Raw genomic sequence first — 16842 nt, forward strand, 5'->3', positions numbered from 1 at the left:
GGATCACGCGGCTTTCGGTTTTGGCGGAAATTTCGGTGCGTGCAATCCCAGCTGCATGCCTTGGCGAACCATGGCCATGATGTCTTCATGGGCAACGTCGAACAGGCGCTTGAGGTTTGGCAGGACGAAATACAGCGGCTGCAGGATATCGATGCGATACGGTGTGCGCATGGCTTCCAGCGGATCGAAGGCCTGATGCTCGGGTTCGTCCGACAGCGAGTAAACGGTTTCCTTCGGCGAGGACAGGATGCCGCCGCCGTAGATGCGTTTGCCTTGCGGGGTATCGACCAGGCCGAACTCGATGGTCATCCAGTACAGGCGCGCCAGGTACACACGCTCTTCCTTGGTGGCCTGCAGGCCGAGTTTGCCGTAGGTGTGGGTGAATTCGGCGAACCACGGGTTGGTCAGCAGCGGGCAGTGACCGAAGATCTCGTGGAAAATGTCCGGCTCTTGCAGATAGTCCAGTTCTTCGCGGGTACGAATGAACGTGGCCACCGGAAACTGTTTGCTGGCGAGCAATTCGAAGAAGGTCTGGAAGGGAATCAGTGCCGGGACGCGGGCAACCTGCCAACCGGTGGTCTCACCGAGCACCTTGTTGATCTCGCCGAGCTGCGGAATGCGGTCGTGGGGCAGACCGAGTTTTTCGATACCGTCCAGGTACTCCTGGCACGCCCGACCCTCGATCACTTTCAACTGGCGAGTGATCAGCGTGTTCCACACCGCATGTTCTTCGGCGGGGTAATCGATAAAACCTTGCGCATCGGGCTCGCGGGCCACGTATTGCGTCTGCTTCATACTGCTCTCCTGCTAGGGGAATTCGTTCTTGTTATGTCCAGCGATGGCTTCAGAATTACCTGAGAGCGGGGTGGATGCAGCAGGTTGAATGTGCTTCTTGTAGGAAAAGCCGCTGGATTTCGTAAAAAAATCGTTACGCTTTGGCGCGTATCTCGCGTTTGCGGTGATTTGCAGGTTTGAAAACGGCGGTTGCTGTCACATAATCTTGACAACAATCTGCGCGCCTCGGCAGAAAAATGGGTTCCGGGCGCACCGCAATACCCTGTGGGAGCGAGCTTGCTCGCGAAAGCGCTAGGTCTGACACATCAATGTTGGATGTGCTGACGCCTTCGCGAGCAAGCTCGCTCCCACAGGAGTTGTGTTCAATCCCAATTTTTCGGGTCATTCATATGCGTATCAAAGTCCACTGCCAGAACCGCATCGGCATCCTGCGCGACATCCTCAACCTGCTGGTGGAGTACGGGATCAACGTCGCGCGCGGCGAGGTCGGTGGTGAGCACGGCAATGCGATTTACCTGCATTGCCCGAACCTCATCAACATCCAGTTCCAGGCGCTGCGGCCCAAATTCGAGGCGATTGCCGGGGTGTTTGGCGTCAAGCGTGTCGGGTTGATGCCCAGCGAGCGTCGGCACATGGAGTTGAACGCGCTGCTCGGTGCGCTGGAGTTCCCGGTGCTGTCGATCGACATGGGCGGCTCGATCGTCGCCGCCAACCGCGCGGCGGCGCAGTTGCTTGGGGTGCGGGTGGACGAGGTGCCGGGGATTCCGCTGTCACGTTACGCCGAGGATTTCGACCTGCCGGAACTGGTGCGCGCCAACAAATCGCGAATCAATGGCATGCGCGTCAAGGTCAAGGGCGACATCTTTCTCGCCGACATCGCGCCGCTGCAATCGGAGCACGACGACAGCGAAGCCATGGCCGGTGCGGTACTGACCTTGCACCGCGCCGATCGCGTCGGCGAGCGCATCTATAACGTGCGCAAACAGGAATTGCGCGGCTTCGACAGCATCTTTCAGAGTTCAAAAGTCATGGCGGCGGTGGTGCGTGAGGCACGACGCATGGCGCCACTGGATGCGCCGCTATTGATAGAAGGCGAAACCGGCACCGGCAAAGAGTTGCTGGCCCGTGCCTGTCACCTCGCCAGTCCGCGCGGGCAGTCGCCGCTGATGGCGCTTAACTGCGCAGGACTTCCGGAGTCGATGGCCGAGACCGAGCTGTTCGGCTACGGCCCCGGCGCGTTCGAAGGCGCGCGAGCGGAAGGCAAACTCGGCCTGCTGGAGCTGACGGCAGGCGGCACGCTGTTTCTCGATGGCGTCGGCGAAATGAGCCCGCGCTTGCAGGTGAAGCTGCTGCGCTTTCTGCAGGACGGCTGCTTCCGTCGGGTCGGCAGTGATGAAGAGGTGTATCTGGATGTGCGGGTGATCTGCGCGACCCAGGTCGACCTGTCCGAACTGTGCGCGCGCGGCGAGTTTCGTCAGGACCTGTATCACCGCTTGAACGTGCTGTCGCTGCACATCCCGCCGCTGCGCGAATGCCTCGACGGTTTGACTCCGCTGGTCGAGCATTTCCTCGATCAGGCCAGCCGGCAGATCGGCTGTTCGCTGCCGAAACTGGCGCCGGCGGCGATGGATCGCCTCAGTCACTATCACTGGCCGGGCAACGTGCGGCAGCTGGAGAACGTGCTGTTCCAAGCGGTTTCGCTGTGCGAGGGTGGCACGGTCAAGGTCGAACATATTCGCTTGCCGGATTACGGCGTGCGTCAGCCGCTTGGCGATTTCTCGCTGGAGGGTGGGCTGGACGAGATCGTCGGGCGCTTTGAAAAAGCGGTGCTGGAGCGCTTGTATTCCGAGCACCCGAGCAGTCGGCAACTGGGGAAGCGGTTGGGGGTTTCGCATACGACGATTGCCAACAAGCTGCGTGAGTACGAAGTCGGTAAAGACCCAGCCGAGTAGCTATTGTGGTGAGGGGATTCATCCCCGATGGGGGGCGAAGCCGCCCCAAACCCGGCAAATGCGGTCCATTCAATACACCATCAATGGATGGATTGGGGCTGCTGTGCAGCCCATCGGGGATAAATCCCCTCACCACAAGGTTCTTTTTCCATCTGCAAAAATCGGGATTGCCGCCAAGCGGCATAACACCGCCGGTTTTTCGACTTCGCTACCTTTCAAATTTCCCCTCGCCATCCCTCAAGTCCTTTGTTTACCGGGCCGCAAGCCGCCAGAAAAAAGTTGGTCTGCAAATTGCTTATGGCTCAGCAGTACAGCGGTGGGCGGCAAACGTCCGGCATGCAGAGGAAAGAGTGTGGACAAGTACCTTTATGTGGCAATGACCGGCGCCAGTCAGAACGCACTGGCGCAAAAGGCCCATGCCAACAACCTGGCGAACATCTCCACCAATGGTTTTCAGCGCGACCTGGAGCAGGCGCGTTCGATGCCGGTGTTCGGTGACAGCTTTCCGGCGCGTGCGTTTGCCATGAGCGAACGGCCCGCCACCGACTTCACCGCCGGTTCGCTGGTGCAGACCGGGCGTGATCTCGACGTGGCCGTGACCGGCAACGGTTTTATTGCCGTGCAGAACCCCAACGGTGGTGAAAGCTACGTGCGCACCGGCAGCCTGAATATCGACGCCCTCGGCGTATTGCGCGCCGGCAACGGCATGCCGGTATTGGGCAATGGCGGTCCGATCGCCGTGCCGCCGGAGCAGCAGGTCGAAGTCGGTGAAGACGGCACCATCAGTATTCGTGCGATGGGCGAAGGCCCGCGCGTCATGGCGGAAGTCGACCGGATCAAACTGGTCAACCCGGACATCAAGAACCTCAACAAAGGCCTCGATGGCTCGATCTACACCAAGGACGGCCAGCCGGCGCCGGCCGATGCCAACGTCAAACTGGTGTCGGGTTTCCTTGAGTCGAGCAACGTCAATGCCGTGGAAGAAATGACCTCGGTGCTGGCTCTGGCCAAGCAGTTCGAGTTGCACGTCAAGATGATGAACACCGCCAAAGACGACGACCAGGCCATGGCTCGGGTCTTGCAGATCAGCTAATTATCAGAACGTCGCGCCGTAAAACAGGCGCACGAGGAGAATCGAATGCTTCCGGCTCTATGGGTTGCCAAAACCGGTCTGTCCGCCCAGGACACCAACCTGACCACCATTTCCAACAACCTGGCGAACGTCTCGACCACGGGTTTCAAACGTGACCGTGCCGAGTTCCAGGACCTGCTGTACCAGATCAAGCGTCAGCCAGGCGCCCAGTCGACCCAAGACAGCGAACTGCCGTCGGGTCTGCAACTGGGTACCGGTGTGCGCATCGTCGGCACCCAGAAAAACTTCACCGCCGGCAGCCTGCAAACCACCGAGCAGCCGCTGGACATGGCCATCGACGGTCGCGGTTTCTTCCAGATCCTGCAGCCGGACGGCACCACGTCCTACACCCGTGACGGTACTTTCCACCTCGATTCCAATGGCCAGATCGTCAACGCCAGCGGTTTCGCCCTGGAGCCGGCCATCGTCATCCCGAACAACGCCCAGAGCTTCACCGTCGGCACCGACGGCACCGTGTCGATCACGGTGCCAGGCAACCCGGCCGCTCAGGTGATCGGCAACCTGCAAACCGCCGACTTCATCAACCCGGCCGGTCTGCAAGCAGTGGGCAACAACCTGTTCCTGGAAACCGCTGCATCCGGCGCGCCGCAAATCGGCACCCCGGGCCTGAACGGTTTCGGTACCACGCTGCAGAACACCCTGGAAGGTTCCAACGTCAGCACCGTTGAAGAGATGGTCAACATGATCACCACTCAGCGCGCCTACGAGATGAACTCCAAGGTGATCTCCACCGCCGACCAGATGCTCTCGTTCGTAACGCAGAATCTGTAATCAAGTCTATGGGGCGGCCATGCGGTCGCCAGCAACACCGTGAGGTAGGGTCATGAAACGCTTCGTATCTGTTCTGGCATTGGGTGGGGTCGTCTCGCTCGCGGGCTGCGTCGCACCGACGCCCAAGCCCAATGACCCTTATTACGCTCCGGTGTTGCCACGCACGCCGTTGCCGGCGGCAGCCAACAACGGCTCGATCTATCAGGCCGGCTTCGAGCAGAACCTGTACAGCGACCGCAAGGCGTTCCGGGTCGGTGACATCATCACCATCACCCTGAACGAGAAGACTCAGGCCAGCAAAAACGCTAACTCGCAAGTGGCCAAGAACAGCAAGACCGGCATCGGCCTGACTTCGCTGTTCGGCGGCAGTGGCACCACCAACAACCCGTTGGGTGGCAATGACCTGAGCCTGGACGTCGGCTACAGCGGCGACCGCGCGACCAAGGGCGACAGCAAGGCGGCGCAGGGCAACACCCTGACCGGTTCGATCACCGTGACCGTGGCCGACGTGCTGCCCAACGGCATCATCGCCGTGCGCGGCGAAAAGTGGATGACCCTCAACACCGGCGACGAGCTGGTGCGGATCGCAGGTCTGGTGCGTGCCGATGACATCGCCACCGACAACACCGTGTCGTCGACCCGCGTCGCCGATGCGCGCATCACCTACTCGGGCACCGGTTCGTTTGCCGATGCGAGTCAGCCAGGCTGGTTCGACCGTTTCTTCCTCAGCCCGCTGTTCCCTTTCTAGGTGGCTACGTTGAATCTGAAAAGCTTCATGCTGGCGGCGGCCATGATGTCCGCAGCCTTTGGTGCCCACGCCGAGCGGCTGAAAGATATCGCCAGCATTTCCGGCGTGCGTTCCAACCAGTTGATCGGTTACGGCCTGGTGGTCGGGCTTAACGGTACCGGCGACCAGACGACGCAGACCCCGTTCACCCTGCAGACCTTCAACAACATGCTCTCGCAGTTCGGCATCAAGGTGCCGCCAGGCTCGGGCAACGTGCAGTTGAAAAACGTTGCGGCGGTGTCGGTGAGTGCCGATCTGCCGGCGTTCGCCAAACCGGGGCAGCAGGTCGACATCACCGTGTCTTCGATCGGTAACTCCAAGAGCCTGCGCGGCGGCACCCTGTTGCTGACCCCGCTCAAGGGTATCGACGGCAACGTCTACGCCATCGCTCAGGGCAACCTGGTGGTGGGTGGTTTCGATGCCGAAGGTCGTGACGGTTCGAAGATCACCGTCAACGTTCCGTCGGCCGGTCGTATTCCGGGCGGTGCTTCGGTCGAGCGTTCGGTGCCGAGCGGTTTCAACCAGGGCAACAGCCTGACGCTGAACCTCAACCGTTCCGACTTCACCACTGCCAAGCGCATCGTCGACAAGATCAACGACATGCTCGGCCCTGGCGTGGCGCAAGCTATCGACGGTGGCTCGATCCGGGTGACGGCGCCGCTCGATCCGAGCCAGCGCGTCGACTATCTGTCGATCCTCGAAAACCTTGAAGTCGACCCGGGTCAGGCGGTGGCGAAAGTCATCATCAACTCGCGTACCGGCACCATCGTCATCGGCCAGAACGTGAAAGTTTCGCCGGCCGCCGTGACCCACGGCAGCCTGACCGTGACCATCACCGAAGACCCGATCGTCAGCCAGCCGGGTCCGCTGTCCAATGGGCAGACCGCCGTGGTGCCACGCTCGCGGGTCAATGCTCAGCAGGAGGCCAAGCCAATGTTCAAGTTCGGCCCGGGCACCACCCTCGACGAAATCGTGCGGGCGGTGAACCAGGTCGGCGCGGCACCGGGTGACCTGATGGCCATTCTCGAAGCACTCAAGCAGGCCGGCGCGTTGCAAGCCGACCTGATCGTGATCTGAGGACGGCGACCATGGATATGCGCAAAGGCAGTCTGGTGGGCACGGGCGATTCGGGTTCGTACTCCGACCTCAATCGTCTGAACCAGCTCAAGGTCGGCGACAAGAACAGCGATGCGAACATGCGCAAGGTGGCGCAGGAATTCGAATCGCTGTTCCTCGGCGAAATGCTCAAGTCGATGCGTTCGGCCACCGAAGCGTTGGGTAAAGACAACCCGATGAACACCCCGGCGGCCAAGCAATATCAGGAAATGTACGACCAGCAACTGGCGGTGTCGCTGTCCCGCGAGGGCGGTGGTATCGGTCTGGCCGACGTGCTGATGAAGCAGATGTCGAGGAACAAGCCGCTGGCGCCGGGTGAGGCTGCAGCTGCGTCCGCCGCCAAGCAAGAGGCGGCGAAAGCCGCTGCGGTGCAGACCCCGATTGCTGCCGGCACCACCGCCACCAGCGGGCCGTTATCGCGGCTCAATGGCGAGCGTCCGTTGTGGGCCTCGCGTTCCGGGCGTGTCGCCAATACCGAAGCCTCGCACAGCAATGACATGGCGATGATCAACAAGCGTCGCCTGGCGCTGCCACCAAAGCTGGCCGATCGATTGCTCGCCGGTCTGGTGCCGTCGGCCACGCCGGCCGCCGCCAATGCGTTGCCGCAACGCACCGCGACCACGGCCGCCACCGGCGCCGGCCCGCTGTACAACGGCGACTGGCTGAGCCGTGCCGAAGACGCCAAGGCGTCCGGCGGGCAGATGCAGATTTACGGCCGGGCAATGGCGCAGATTCCGCTGGCACCGGCCAAGCGCGCCTTCAGCTCCGCCGATGAATTCGTCAACACCATGCTGCCGATGGCCAAAGAAGCCGCTGCGCGTATTGGCGTCGATCCGCGTTATCTGGTGGCGCAAGCCGCACTGGAAACCGGCTGGGGCAAATCGGTCATGCGCGCCCAGGATGGCAGCAGCAGTCACAACCTGTTCGGGATCAAGGCCAGCAGCAACTGGACCGGCGATTCGGCCCGGGCGATCACCAGCGAGTTCCGCAACGGGCAGATGGTCAAGGAGACGGCGCAGTTCCGTTCCTACGCCTCGTACAAGGACAGTTTCCACGATCTGGTGACTTTGCTGCAGACCAATAATCGCTATCAAGATGTCGTGAAGTCGGCCGATAACCCAGAACAGTTTGTACGCGAGTTGCAAAAGGCCGGTTACGCGACCGACCCGAACTACGCGACGAAGATTTCGCAGATAGCCAAGCAGATGAACAGTTTCGAAAACTACGCTGCGGCCGGCGTTTCCACGACGCCTCTATAAACATACGGTAAGGTTTGAATCATGAGTTTGCTCAATATCGGGATGTCGGGGTTGGCCGCGAGCTCTTCCTCTCTGGCGACGACAGGTAACAACATTGCCAACGTCGACACCGCCGGTTATTCACGCCAGCAAACCGTGCAGGGCACCAAAGCCTCGCAGCAGTTCGGCAACGTCTTCATCGGTACCGGTACCACCCTGGCTGACGTGCGCCGGGTCTACAACTCTTACCTCGAAAACCAGCTGCATACCGCCACCTCGCTCAACAGCGAAGCGGCTGCGTACGGTGCCCAGGCCACTGCGCTGGATGCCTCGATGTCCGATACCAACACTGGCCTGACCGGTGTGCTGCAGAAGTTCTTCACCACGATGCAGGGCGTGGCGACCTCGGCCACTGACGACACTTCTCGTCAGTCGGTGCTGACGGGTGCGCAGGCGCTGACCAGCCGTTTCAATGCGCTGGCCAAACAGCTGAATGATCAGAACACCACGATCAACGGCAACTTGGGCGACATGACCTCCCAGGTCAACAAGCTGGCCACTTCGATTGCCAATCTGAACCAGAAGATCGGCGAGATTTCCACCAGCGGCGGCCAGCCGAACGACCTGCTCGACACCCGTAACGAAGCGGTGCGCCAGCTCTCCGAGCTGACCGGTGCACAGGTCGTCGAACGTGGCACCAGTTTTGACGTGTATATCGGCACCGGCCAGCCGCTGGTGATCGGCAACACCACCAACACCCTGAGCACCGTGCCGAGCAAGGATGATCCGACGCGCATGGCCATTCAGATGGACCGTGGCTCAAGCGTCATCGACATCACGTCGGCCATGAGCGGCGGCGAAATCGGCGGCTTGCTGACCTATCGCAAGGAAGTGCTCGATCCGTCGCTCAATGAGCTGGGCCGTGTCGCGCTGGTCGTCGCCGATCAGATCAACAGCCAGCAAGCCCAGGGCATCGACAAGAACGGTGACTTCGGCGCAGCGCTCTTCAACAACATCAACAGTGCCGCGCTGGTCAGTCAGCGCAGCATTGCGCAGTCGGGCAACAGCGCAGGCTCGGGCAACCTCGATGTCACCATCAAGGACACCGGCAAGCTGACCACCAGCGATTATCAGGTGACCTTCACCAGCGCCACCAACTATTCGGTCAAGCGCTCCGATGGCACCGACATGGGCTCGTTCAGCACCACGACGACGCCACCGCCGGTGATCGACGGCTTCACCCTGGCCCTCAACGGCGGCGCCCTGAGCGCTGGCGACACGTTCAAGGTGACGCCGACCCGTAACGCGGCCAGTTCCATCCAGACCGTGTTGACCGATCCGAAGAAAATCGCTGCGGCAGCACCGCTGACCGGGGTGGCCAGTGCCAACAACTCCGGTACCTACACCCAGCCGACGCTGACCGATTCGATCGACATCTACAACCCGGCGTCGCAGGCCGAGTTGCAGAATGCGCTCAAATATTCGACGCCGGTCAAACTGGTGTTCGGTGCGGTCGCCAGCGGCAGTCAGTCGTACAACATGGTCGACGCCAAGGGCAACACCATCGGTTCGGGCACCATCGTGCCGGGGCAGGCTAACACCTTGAACCTCAAGGTCGGCATGGTCGACTCCACCGGTGCGCCGGTGATGGACACCACGGTCACGCCGAACGTGCAGAAGACCTTCACCGTGCAGACCACCGTGGGCGCGACGCCGAAGTCCGGCGAGACCTTCACCATCAACCTGACCGGCGCAGCCTCTTCGGACAACCGCAACGCCCAGGCGCTGGTTGGCCTGCAGACCAAGCAGACCGTGGACACCGGCAGCGGCAGCAAAGGCATCAGCCTGACCGACGCCTACAACAAACTGGTGACCAACGTCGGTACCAAGGCTGCGCAGAGCAAGTCCGACAGCGACGCCACTTCGGTGATCCTCGATCAGGCCAAGGGCGCGCGCGACTCGCTGTCCCAGGTCAACCTCGATGAAGAGACCGGCAACCTGGTCAAGTATCAGCAGTACTACACAGCGTCTTCGCAGATCATCAAAGCTGCGCAGGAAACTTTCGCCACGCTGATCAACAGTCTTTAAGGAGTCGTAATTCATGCGCATTTCCACCGCCCAGTATTACGCGACGCAAGCTGCTCAATATCAGCGCAACTACAGCAAGACGGTTGCGACCGCCAACGAAGCGAGCAGCCTGCAGCGCATCAACACCGCTGCCGACGATCCGATCGGCGCCGGTCGTCTGCTCAAGCTGGGTCAGCAAAGTGCGATGCTCGACCAGTATCAGGGCAACATCGACACCACCAAGAGCGCGCTGACCGTGCAGGAGTCCACATTGAACTCCATCACCACGGCACTGCAGCGCGCCAAGGAAATCGGCCTGGCGGCCAACAACGGCATCGCCACCGATGCTGACCGCAAGGCGTACGCGGCGGAACTGGGCCAGATCCAGCAACAGGTGCTGGGCCTGATGAACTCCAAGGACGCCAACGGCAACTATCTGTTCTCCGGTTCCAAGACCGATACCGCGCCGTACTCGCAGAACGTCGACGGCACCTACACCTACAACGGTGACCAGACTCAGATCAACCTGGGCATTGGTGACGGCATGTCGGTCGCGACCAACACCACCGGTTGGGATGCGTTCCAGCAGACCATCAACACCAGCCGCACCCAGACCAACATGACCGCTCCGGCGGTGGATGACGGTCGTGTGGTGCTGTCCAACGGTACGGTCGGCACAGCGGCGACATACAACGCCAAATTCTCCGGCGGACAGCCATACACTGTCAGCTTTGTCAGCAGCACCCAGTTGAAGATCACCGATGCCCTGGGCAACGACGTGACGTCCGAAGCCAGCCAGAACGGCGTGATCAGCAACAGCAACGGCACCAACCAGGCCGTCAGCTTCCGTGGCGTTGACTTGAAGCTGAACATCAACCTCAAGGCCGGTGACACTAACCCTGACGCGGTCATCGCCGGTCACAGCTTCCAGCTGTCGGCCACGCCTGACTCTTTCACCACCGCGCGCAGCCCCGGCAACCCGTCGACCGCAGTGATCACCGGCTCCAGCGTGACCGACCAGGCGGCCTACAGTGGGGCTTTCCCGTCGGGCGGCGGTGCGGTGCTGAAGTTCACCAGCGCCACCGACTTCGATCTGTACGCGGCCCCCGTGACCGCTGACAGCAAACCGGTGTCCTCGGGCACCATGGTCGGTGGCAACGCCACGGCTGCCGGTGTGACTTTCGCCATCGGCGGTACGCCGGGCGCGGGCGATCAGTTCTCGATCCAGTCCAACAACCACCAGACCCAGAACGTACTCGACACCCTGGGTCAGATGGTCACGGCGCTGAACCTGCCGATCGATGGTGATCCGGTGGTCAAGCAGAAATTCCAGGGGGCCATGGAATCGGCGTTGGGCAACCTCGACAGCGCCTCCAATCAGATTGGCGCTGCCGTGACCTCGATCGGTGCTCGTGGACAGTCGCTCGACGACCAGGACACGACTAACCAGAGTCTGATCCAGGCCAACACCATGACCCAGGGTTCGATCCGTGACTCGGATCCGGCCGAGGTGATGACCCGCCTGACGTTGCAGCAGACCATGCTGCAAGCCTCGCAATTGGCCTTCAGCAAAATCAGTCAGTTGGGTCTGTTCAACAAGATCTGACACTGAACGGGCGCGCGAGCGCCCGTTTGCCCAGTTCCTCAGTTAATGTTTTTTGCGGTTTCATGGGCTCGCTTTACCGAGCGGGCTCGTACCGCCTGCGAGCCCGCCGTGAATCCACTTCCTCTCGTCAGCCTTGTCATTCCTGCCTTCAACCCGCGCTTCTTCGAGCGCGCATTGCGCAGCGCCGTCAGCCAGGGCTATGGCCATCTCGAAATCATCGTGTGTGATGACAGTCGTGGTCCTGAAATCGAAGCCATCGTCGCGGCGATAACCGAGCAGAGCGGGGTTGTCGTGCATTACGTGCGTAACCCGCGCACCCTGGGCATGGTCGGCAATCTGCAAGCCTGCCTGGATCTGGCCCAGGGCGAATTCATCAAGTTTTTGTGTGACGACGATCAGCTGTTCGCCAGCTGTATCGAGCGTCAGGCTGATGTCTTGGCCAATCGTGACGAAGTCAATCTGGTGCTGGCCCAGCGTCTGTTCTGGGACGCCGACGACATGGTGCTGCCTTCACGCCTGGAAAATACGCCACTGTCACCGGTCAGTGGCTTGTTCAAGGGGGAGGACCTGCTGGCGCTCTTCGAGACGTTCCCGTCGAACCTTCTCGGTGGTTTCAGTAATGCCCTGTTCCGCCGCGCCGACGTTGTCGAATTGCTGCCGGCGTTGACGCAGCCGGGCCACTGTTTTGTGGCGAGCCTGGATTTCGCATTGTTCGTGTGTTTGCTGCGACGCGGCAACGCGGTGATCTCCAATCATGTCTTGAGTATCGAACGCCTGTATCCGGATCGCCTGAGTGGCCAGCAAGTGATGAAGGATGCTCTGGCCGTCGAGCAGCAATGGCTGCTGCAAATGCTCAAGGCGCGCAGCGGCGAATCGGCGCCCGCCAAGGGCTGGGTGCGTTATGTGCCCATGCCCAAGGCAGATGAGTCGCCCCGGGTCTGGGTGGAGCTGCCGCTGAGCCGCACGCTGGGTACCAAACAAAGTGCGCAGATCTGGCAGGTCGGCGCGGACAGCCAGAGTTTTGCCGAACTCTATGCGCAATGGCTGGAGTGCCGCAGGCTCAGCGACGTGCAGAACAGACTGCTGCCGGACACGCTGGCGAGCTGGCCGTCCACGCCGCGAATCGTGCCAGTCGTGGTGGATGAGCAGGGCAGTTCGGCGGCGCTGGAACGCACCCTGGAGAGTCTCGCCGCGCAGGTCTATCCACCCGAGTTGACGCTGGTACTGTCCACCGATTGTTCCGAGCCGGTACTGGACGGTCGGGTGTTCCATTTGCCGTTGCAGGACGATTACCTGCAACAGATCAATCAACTGCTGCCGCAGCTGGAAGGTGCTGACTGGTTTTATCTGCTGCGCGCCGGTGATCGTCTGGTGCCCCCGGCTTTGCTGATGATGGCCGAGCGCATCGCCTTCAACAGCGCCCTGCATTGTCTGTACAGCGATGAAGGCAGTTTGCGCGCAGGGGAATCGGTGGAGCCGGCATTCAAGCCCGACTTCAACCTGGATCTGCTGCGCAGCTACCCTTATGTCGGCCGCGCGCTGGCGTTCCGGCGCGAGGTTTTTCTGGCGCTCGGCGGTTTCGATTCGACCTTCACTGAGCTTGCGCCTCACGACATGCTCTGGCGCATGGTTGAGGATCACGGCACCCAGGCGGTCGGACACCTGGCCGAGATTGCCATCGAGTCGACATTCGACCTGACCCAGTGGCTGTCGCTGCCGGCCGTGACGCAAAACAATTCACGATTGCTGTCGGCCCATCTTGACCGTCTGGGTATCTCCCACGACCTGCGCCGAGGCAGTGTCGACCTGCTCAATCGAGTCGATTATCGGCATGCGCAGCGGCCGCTGGTCTCGATCATCATTTCGACCCGCGACCAGATTGCGGCGCTGCAACGCTGCGTCGAGAGCCTGCTGGAAAAAACCGCTTACAGCGAATATGAGCTGCTGCTGGTCGACAATGGCAGTCAGACCGCCGAGGCCCGTGCCTGGCTGGACGGCATGGCGCAATTGGGCAGCGAGCGTGTACGCGTGCTGAGTTACCCACAGCAGGGCAATGTCGCCGCATTGCGCAACTTTGCCGTGAGTCAGGCAAGGGGCGAATACGTCCTGCTGCTCAATCCTTATACGGTGATCACTCAGGCTGACTGGCTCGACGAACTGCTCAATCACGCGCAGCGCCCGGAAGTCGGCATCGTTGGTGCCAAGCTTTTCAATCCTGATGGCTATGTTTTGCATGCGGGTCTGGTGCTCGGTTTGCAGGGGCCGGCCGGCTTGCCGTTCTATGGCCAGTCGATGCAATCCTCCGGCTACATGTTCCGTTTGCAGGTGGTCCAGGATCTGAGCGCCGTTGGCGCCGATTGCCTGATGGTGCGCAAGTCAGTGTTCGATGCAGTGGGCGGCCTGGATGAGCAGAGCCTGCCGCGCATGCTGTATGAAGTGGATCTGGCGCTGCGCGTGGCCCGCCAGGGTTATCTGGTGGTGTGGACGCCCTATGCGGCGCTGGCGCTGGGCGCGCAGCCAGTCGATGCGGTCAACGATGAGGAAGGGGTCTCGCACAATCAGCAGGAAGAAACGTTCTTCAAGCGCTGGCTGCCGGTCGTTGCCCGTGACCCTGCCTACAATCCCAATCTGTCTTTGCACAAGCACACGGGCTCAAGCTTCACGCTCGAACCGGGCCTGCGCACTGGCTGGAGTCCTTTCAGCACTGGCACCCAGCCGAAGATTCTCGGGTTGCCGATCAACGCCTCGGCGATCGGTCACTATCGTGTCACGCAACCGCTGATCGAACTCGAAGCGGCAGGGCGGGTGCAAGGGCAGATTCGCTATAGTGTGAACCTGCCGCCGATCGTTGAAATCGAGCGCATGTCGCCTGATGTAATCGTTCTGCAAGGGCGTTACACAGAAGCGTCGGTCAACGAAATGCCGGTGCTGCGCAACTATTTCAATGCGCGGCGCATCTACGAGCTGGATGACTACGTCATTGATGTGCCGCATCGCAATGCGCATATCCGCAACATGCCGGACAAGTTTGAAATGGAACGCATTGTTCGCCGGGCAATCGGCATGTGCGACCGTGTCGTGGTTTCGACTCAGCCATTGGCCAACGCATTGTCGGACATGCATCACGACATTCGCGTCGTACCGAACATGTTGGCGAAAGAGTTCTGGTGCAACCTGCGCAGCCAGCGCCGCACTTCGAAAAAGCCTCGCGTCGGCTGGGGCGGCGGCACCAGTCACCATGGTGACCTGGCGGTGATCGCCGATGTCGTGCGCGAACTGGCGGATGAGGTCGACTGGGTGTTTTTCGGCATGTGCCCGGATGACCTGCGTCCCTACATGCATGAGTTCCACGGGGTGATTCCCCTTGATGCGTACCCGGCGAAACTGGCCAGCCTCAATCTCGATCTGGCCCTGGCACCGCTGGAGTTCCACATCTTCAACGACTGCAAGAGCAACCTGCGTCTGCTGGAGTACGGCGCCTGCGGCTATCCGGTGATCTGCACCGACACCGAGGCCTATCGCGGTTACCTGCCGTGCACACGGATCAAGACCAACACCACGGATGAATGGCTGCAGGCAATCCGCATGCACCTGGCCGACCCGGATGCGAGCTACCGCATGGGGGACGAGTTGCGCGAGGTGGTGCTGCGCGACTACATCTTGCGCGGCGACAATCTGCGTTACTGGGAGAATGGCTGGCTGGCGGATTGATCGATTCGTACATGCAGCAGCAAAAAACAGGCGACTTTCACAGTCGCCTGTTTTTTTTCTTGAAATTCGTCTTTGCATCAAACTCGATACAAATTTTGTCTGCAGGCTCAAGACATCGTCATTTCCTGACGATATAAGCAAATTCGCTGTTCCAGAAAATTGCGCCGCGATGACGTGTGATCGCCACGCTGGCCTGTACCGGTTCACAAACAAGGCAAGGAAGAAGTAATGGCAGTTATAAACGGGACAAACGGCGCGGATACGCTGAACGGTACCAGTGACGATGATCAGATCAATGGTCTGGATGGCAACGACCTGATCAAGGGCAGTGCCGGTGCGGACAAGATCGATGGTGGGGCCGGTTTTGATACGGTGGATTACTCGGCTTCCGCGGCGGGGGTCAATATCGACATCCGGCCGGGTACCGGTCTGGCCGGTGTTGGCGGCGACTCGCAGGGCGACACCCTGACCAACGTCGAGAAAGTCATCGGCTCGGCATTCAACGATACCTTCACTACTGACGCCTACCTCTTCGCCACTTACGATGGGGGGGCGGGCGACGACGTCTACTACGTCAACGGCGGTGGCGTAACCGTCATCGAGCAGGCCGGCGGCGGCAACGATGAAGTACGGGTCAGCTACAAGGACCATACGCTGGCGGCCAACGTCGAGCGCCTTACCTACACCGGCACTGGCTCGTTTACCGGTTGGGGCAATGCCAGCGACAACATCATCACCGGCGGCAACGGTAACGACGTGTTCTATGGCGGTGGTGGTGCCGACCAGTTCTTCGGTGGCGCCGGTCGCGACACCGTGTCGTATCTGGACAGCACGGTGGCCATGAACATCAACCTGAAAACCGGGGTCATCTCGGGGATCGGTGCGGGCGATACGTTCAACGACATCGAAGTCATCGCGGGCTCCAAATACAACGACACCTTCGTGGTCGACAGCCGGATTTCGGGCGTCGATGGCGGTGAAGGTTTTGACACCGTCGATTATTCGACGTCGGCTGCCGGCGTGAACGTCGACATCCGTCCGGGCACCGGTTTGCCAGGTGTCGGCGGCGATTCGCAGGGCGTGACCCTGACCGGTATCGAGAAAGTCATCGGTTCGGCGTTCAACGATAGCTTCACTACTGACGCTTATCTCTTCGCAACCTACGAAGGTGGTGCGAGGGGACGACATCTACTACGTCAACGGCGGTGGCGTAACCGTCATCGAGCAGGCCGGCGGCGGGCAACGGATGAAGTACGGGTCAGCTACAAGGACCATACGCTGGCGGCCAACGTCGAGCGCCTTACCTACACCGGCACTGGCTCGTTTACCGGTTGGGGCAATGCCAGTGACAACATCATCACTGGCGGCAGCGGCAACGACGTGTTCTATGGCGGTGGTGGTGCCGACCAGTTCATTGGTGGCGCCGGTCGCGACACCGTGTCGTACCTGGACAGCACCGTGGCAGTCAACATCAACCTGAAAACCGGGGTCAACTCGGGGATCGGCGCAGGCGATACCTACAACAGTATCGAAGTGATCGCCGGTTCCAAATACAACGACACCTTCGTGGTCGATAGCCGGATTTCGGGCGTCGATGGCGGTGAAGGTTTTGACACCGTCGATTATTCGACGTCGGTCTGCCGGCG

The 16842-nt window shown here is 60.8% G+C and carries 11 protein-coding genes; 10 read left to right on the top strand and 1 reads right to left on the bottom strand.

Translation table 11 applies throughout. The features are described 5' to 3' along the window. Positions 1-3: 3 nt before the first annotated feature. The gene (phhA, locus tag PMI25_RS12885) at positions 4-795 is read right to left on the bottom strand and encodes a phenylalanine 4-monooxygenase (RefSeq protein WP_007965510.1); all 792 of its coding nucleotides are present in this window, start codon (positions 793-795) and stop codon (positions 4-6) included. A gap of 389 nt (positions 796-1184) precedes the next feature. On the opposite strand from phhA, the gene PMI25_RS12890 reads away from it, so the two are divergent. The 10 genes from PMI25_RS12890 to PMI25_RS12935 form a co-directional block, all read left to right on the top strand. Next, complete coding sequence (locus tag PMI25_RS12890; RefSeq protein ID WP_045122050.1) at positions 1185-2747, top strand: sigma-54-dependent phenylalanine hydroxylase transcriptional regulator PhhR; 1563 nt, start codon at positions 1185-1187, stop codon at positions 2745-2747. A 352-nt stretch (positions 2748-3099) separates the two neighbouring features. Further along, on the top strand, positions 3100-3840 hold the full coding sequence (locus PMI25_RS12895) for a flagellar basal body rod protein FlgF (RefSeq protein WP_007965507.1): 741 nt from the start codon (positions 3100-3102) through the stop codon (positions 3838-3840). 45 nt (positions 3841-3885) lie between these two features. Beyond that, positions 3886-4671, top strand: coding sequence for a flagellar basal-body rod protein FlgG (gene flgG / locus PMI25_RS12900; RefSeq protein WP_003222804.1), 786 nt, complete (start codon positions 3886-3888; stop codon positions 4669-4671). A 52-nt stretch (positions 4672-4723) separates the two neighbouring features. After that, positions 4724-5419, top strand: coding sequence for a flagellar basal body L-ring protein FlgH (gene flgH, locus PMI25_RS12905; RefSeq protein WP_007965503.1), 696 nt, complete (start codon positions 4724-4726; stop codon positions 5417-5419). A 27-nt stretch (positions 5420-5446) separates the two neighbouring features. Further along, complete coding sequence (locus PMI25_RS12910) at positions 5447-6535, top strand: flagellar basal body P-ring protein FlgI (RefSeq protein WP_150113624.1); 1089 nt, start codon at positions 5447-5449, stop codon at positions 6533-6535. A gap of 11 nt (positions 6536-6546) precedes the next feature. Continuing rightward, positions 6547-7833 carry a flagellar assembly peptidoglycan hydrolase FlgJ gene (gene flgJ, locus PMI25_RS12915; RefSeq protein ID WP_007965499.1) on the top strand — a complete coding sequence of 429 codons (1287 nt, stop codon included), beginning with the start codon at positions 6547-6549 and terminating at the stop codon, positions 7831-7833. A 21-nt stretch (positions 7834-7854) separates the two neighbouring features. After that, a complete protein-coding gene (flgK, locus tag PMI25_RS12920; RefSeq protein WP_007965497.1) occupies positions 7855-9900 on the top strand; it encodes a flagellar hook-associated protein FlgK in 2046 nt (681 codons plus the stop codon). Between the two features lie 13 nt (positions 9901-9913). After that, positions 9914-11485, top strand: a complete 1572-nt coding sequence (locus tag PMI25_RS12925) for a flagellar hook-associated protein 3 (RefSeq protein ID WP_007965494.1) — start codon at positions 9914-9916, stop codon at positions 11483-11485. A 108-nt stretch (positions 11486-11593) separates the two neighbouring features. Continuing rightward, positions 11594-15196 (top strand): glycosyltransferase, encoded by a 3603-nt coding sequence (locus PMI25_RS12930; RefSeq protein WP_007965492.1) that lies wholly within the window; start codon positions 11594-11596, stop codon positions 15194-15196. Positions 15197-15424: 228 nt separating this feature from the next. Then, positions 15425-16842, top strand: a 1418-nt coding sequence (locus PMI25_RS12935; RefSeq protein WP_024164458.1) for a calcium-binding protein, incomplete at its 3' end; no start/stop codon positions are given.

It is taken from the genome of Pseudomonas sp. GM30 (assembly GCF_000282275.2).
In the GTDB taxonomy this organism is placed as follows: Bacteria; Pseudomonadota; Gammaproteobacteria; order Pseudomonadales; family Pseudomonadaceae; genus Aquipseudomonas.

What these genes read in the sequence shown, in the direction of transcription:
- PMI25_RS12890 (WP_045122050.1), top strand. Translation starts at nt 1,185, where the DNA reads ATGCGTATCAAAGTCCACTGCCAGAACCGCATCGGCATCCTGCGCGAC.
- PMI25_RS12910 (WP_150113624.1), top strand. Translation starts at nt 5,447, where the DNA reads ATGCTGGCGGCGGCCATGATGTCCGCAGCCTTTGGTGCCCACGCCGAG.
- PMI25_RS12925 (WP_007965494.1), top strand. Translation starts at nt 9,914, where the DNA reads ATGCGCATTTCCACCGCCCAGTATTACGCGACGCAAGCTGCTCAATAT.
- flgJ (WP_007965499.1), top strand. Translation starts at nt 6,547, where the DNA reads ATGGATATGCGCAAAGGCAGTCTGGTGGGCACGGGCGATTCGGGTTCG.
- phhA (WP_007965510.1), bottom strand. Translation starts at nt 795, where the DNA reads ATGAAGCAGACGCAATACGTGGCCCGCGAGCCCGATGCGCAAGGTTTT.
- flgK (WP_007965497.1), top strand. Translation starts at nt 7,855, where the DNA reads ATGAGTTTGCTCAATATCGGGATGTCGGGGTTGGCCGCGAGCTCTTCC.
- flgH (WP_007965503.1), top strand. Translation starts at nt 4,724, where the DNA reads ATGAAACGCTTCGTATCTGTTCTGGCATTGGGTGGGGTCGTCTCGCTC.
- flgG (WP_003222804.1), top strand. Translation starts at nt 3,886, where the DNA reads ATGCTTCCGGCTCTATGGGTTGCCAAAACCGGTCTGTCCGCCCAGGAC.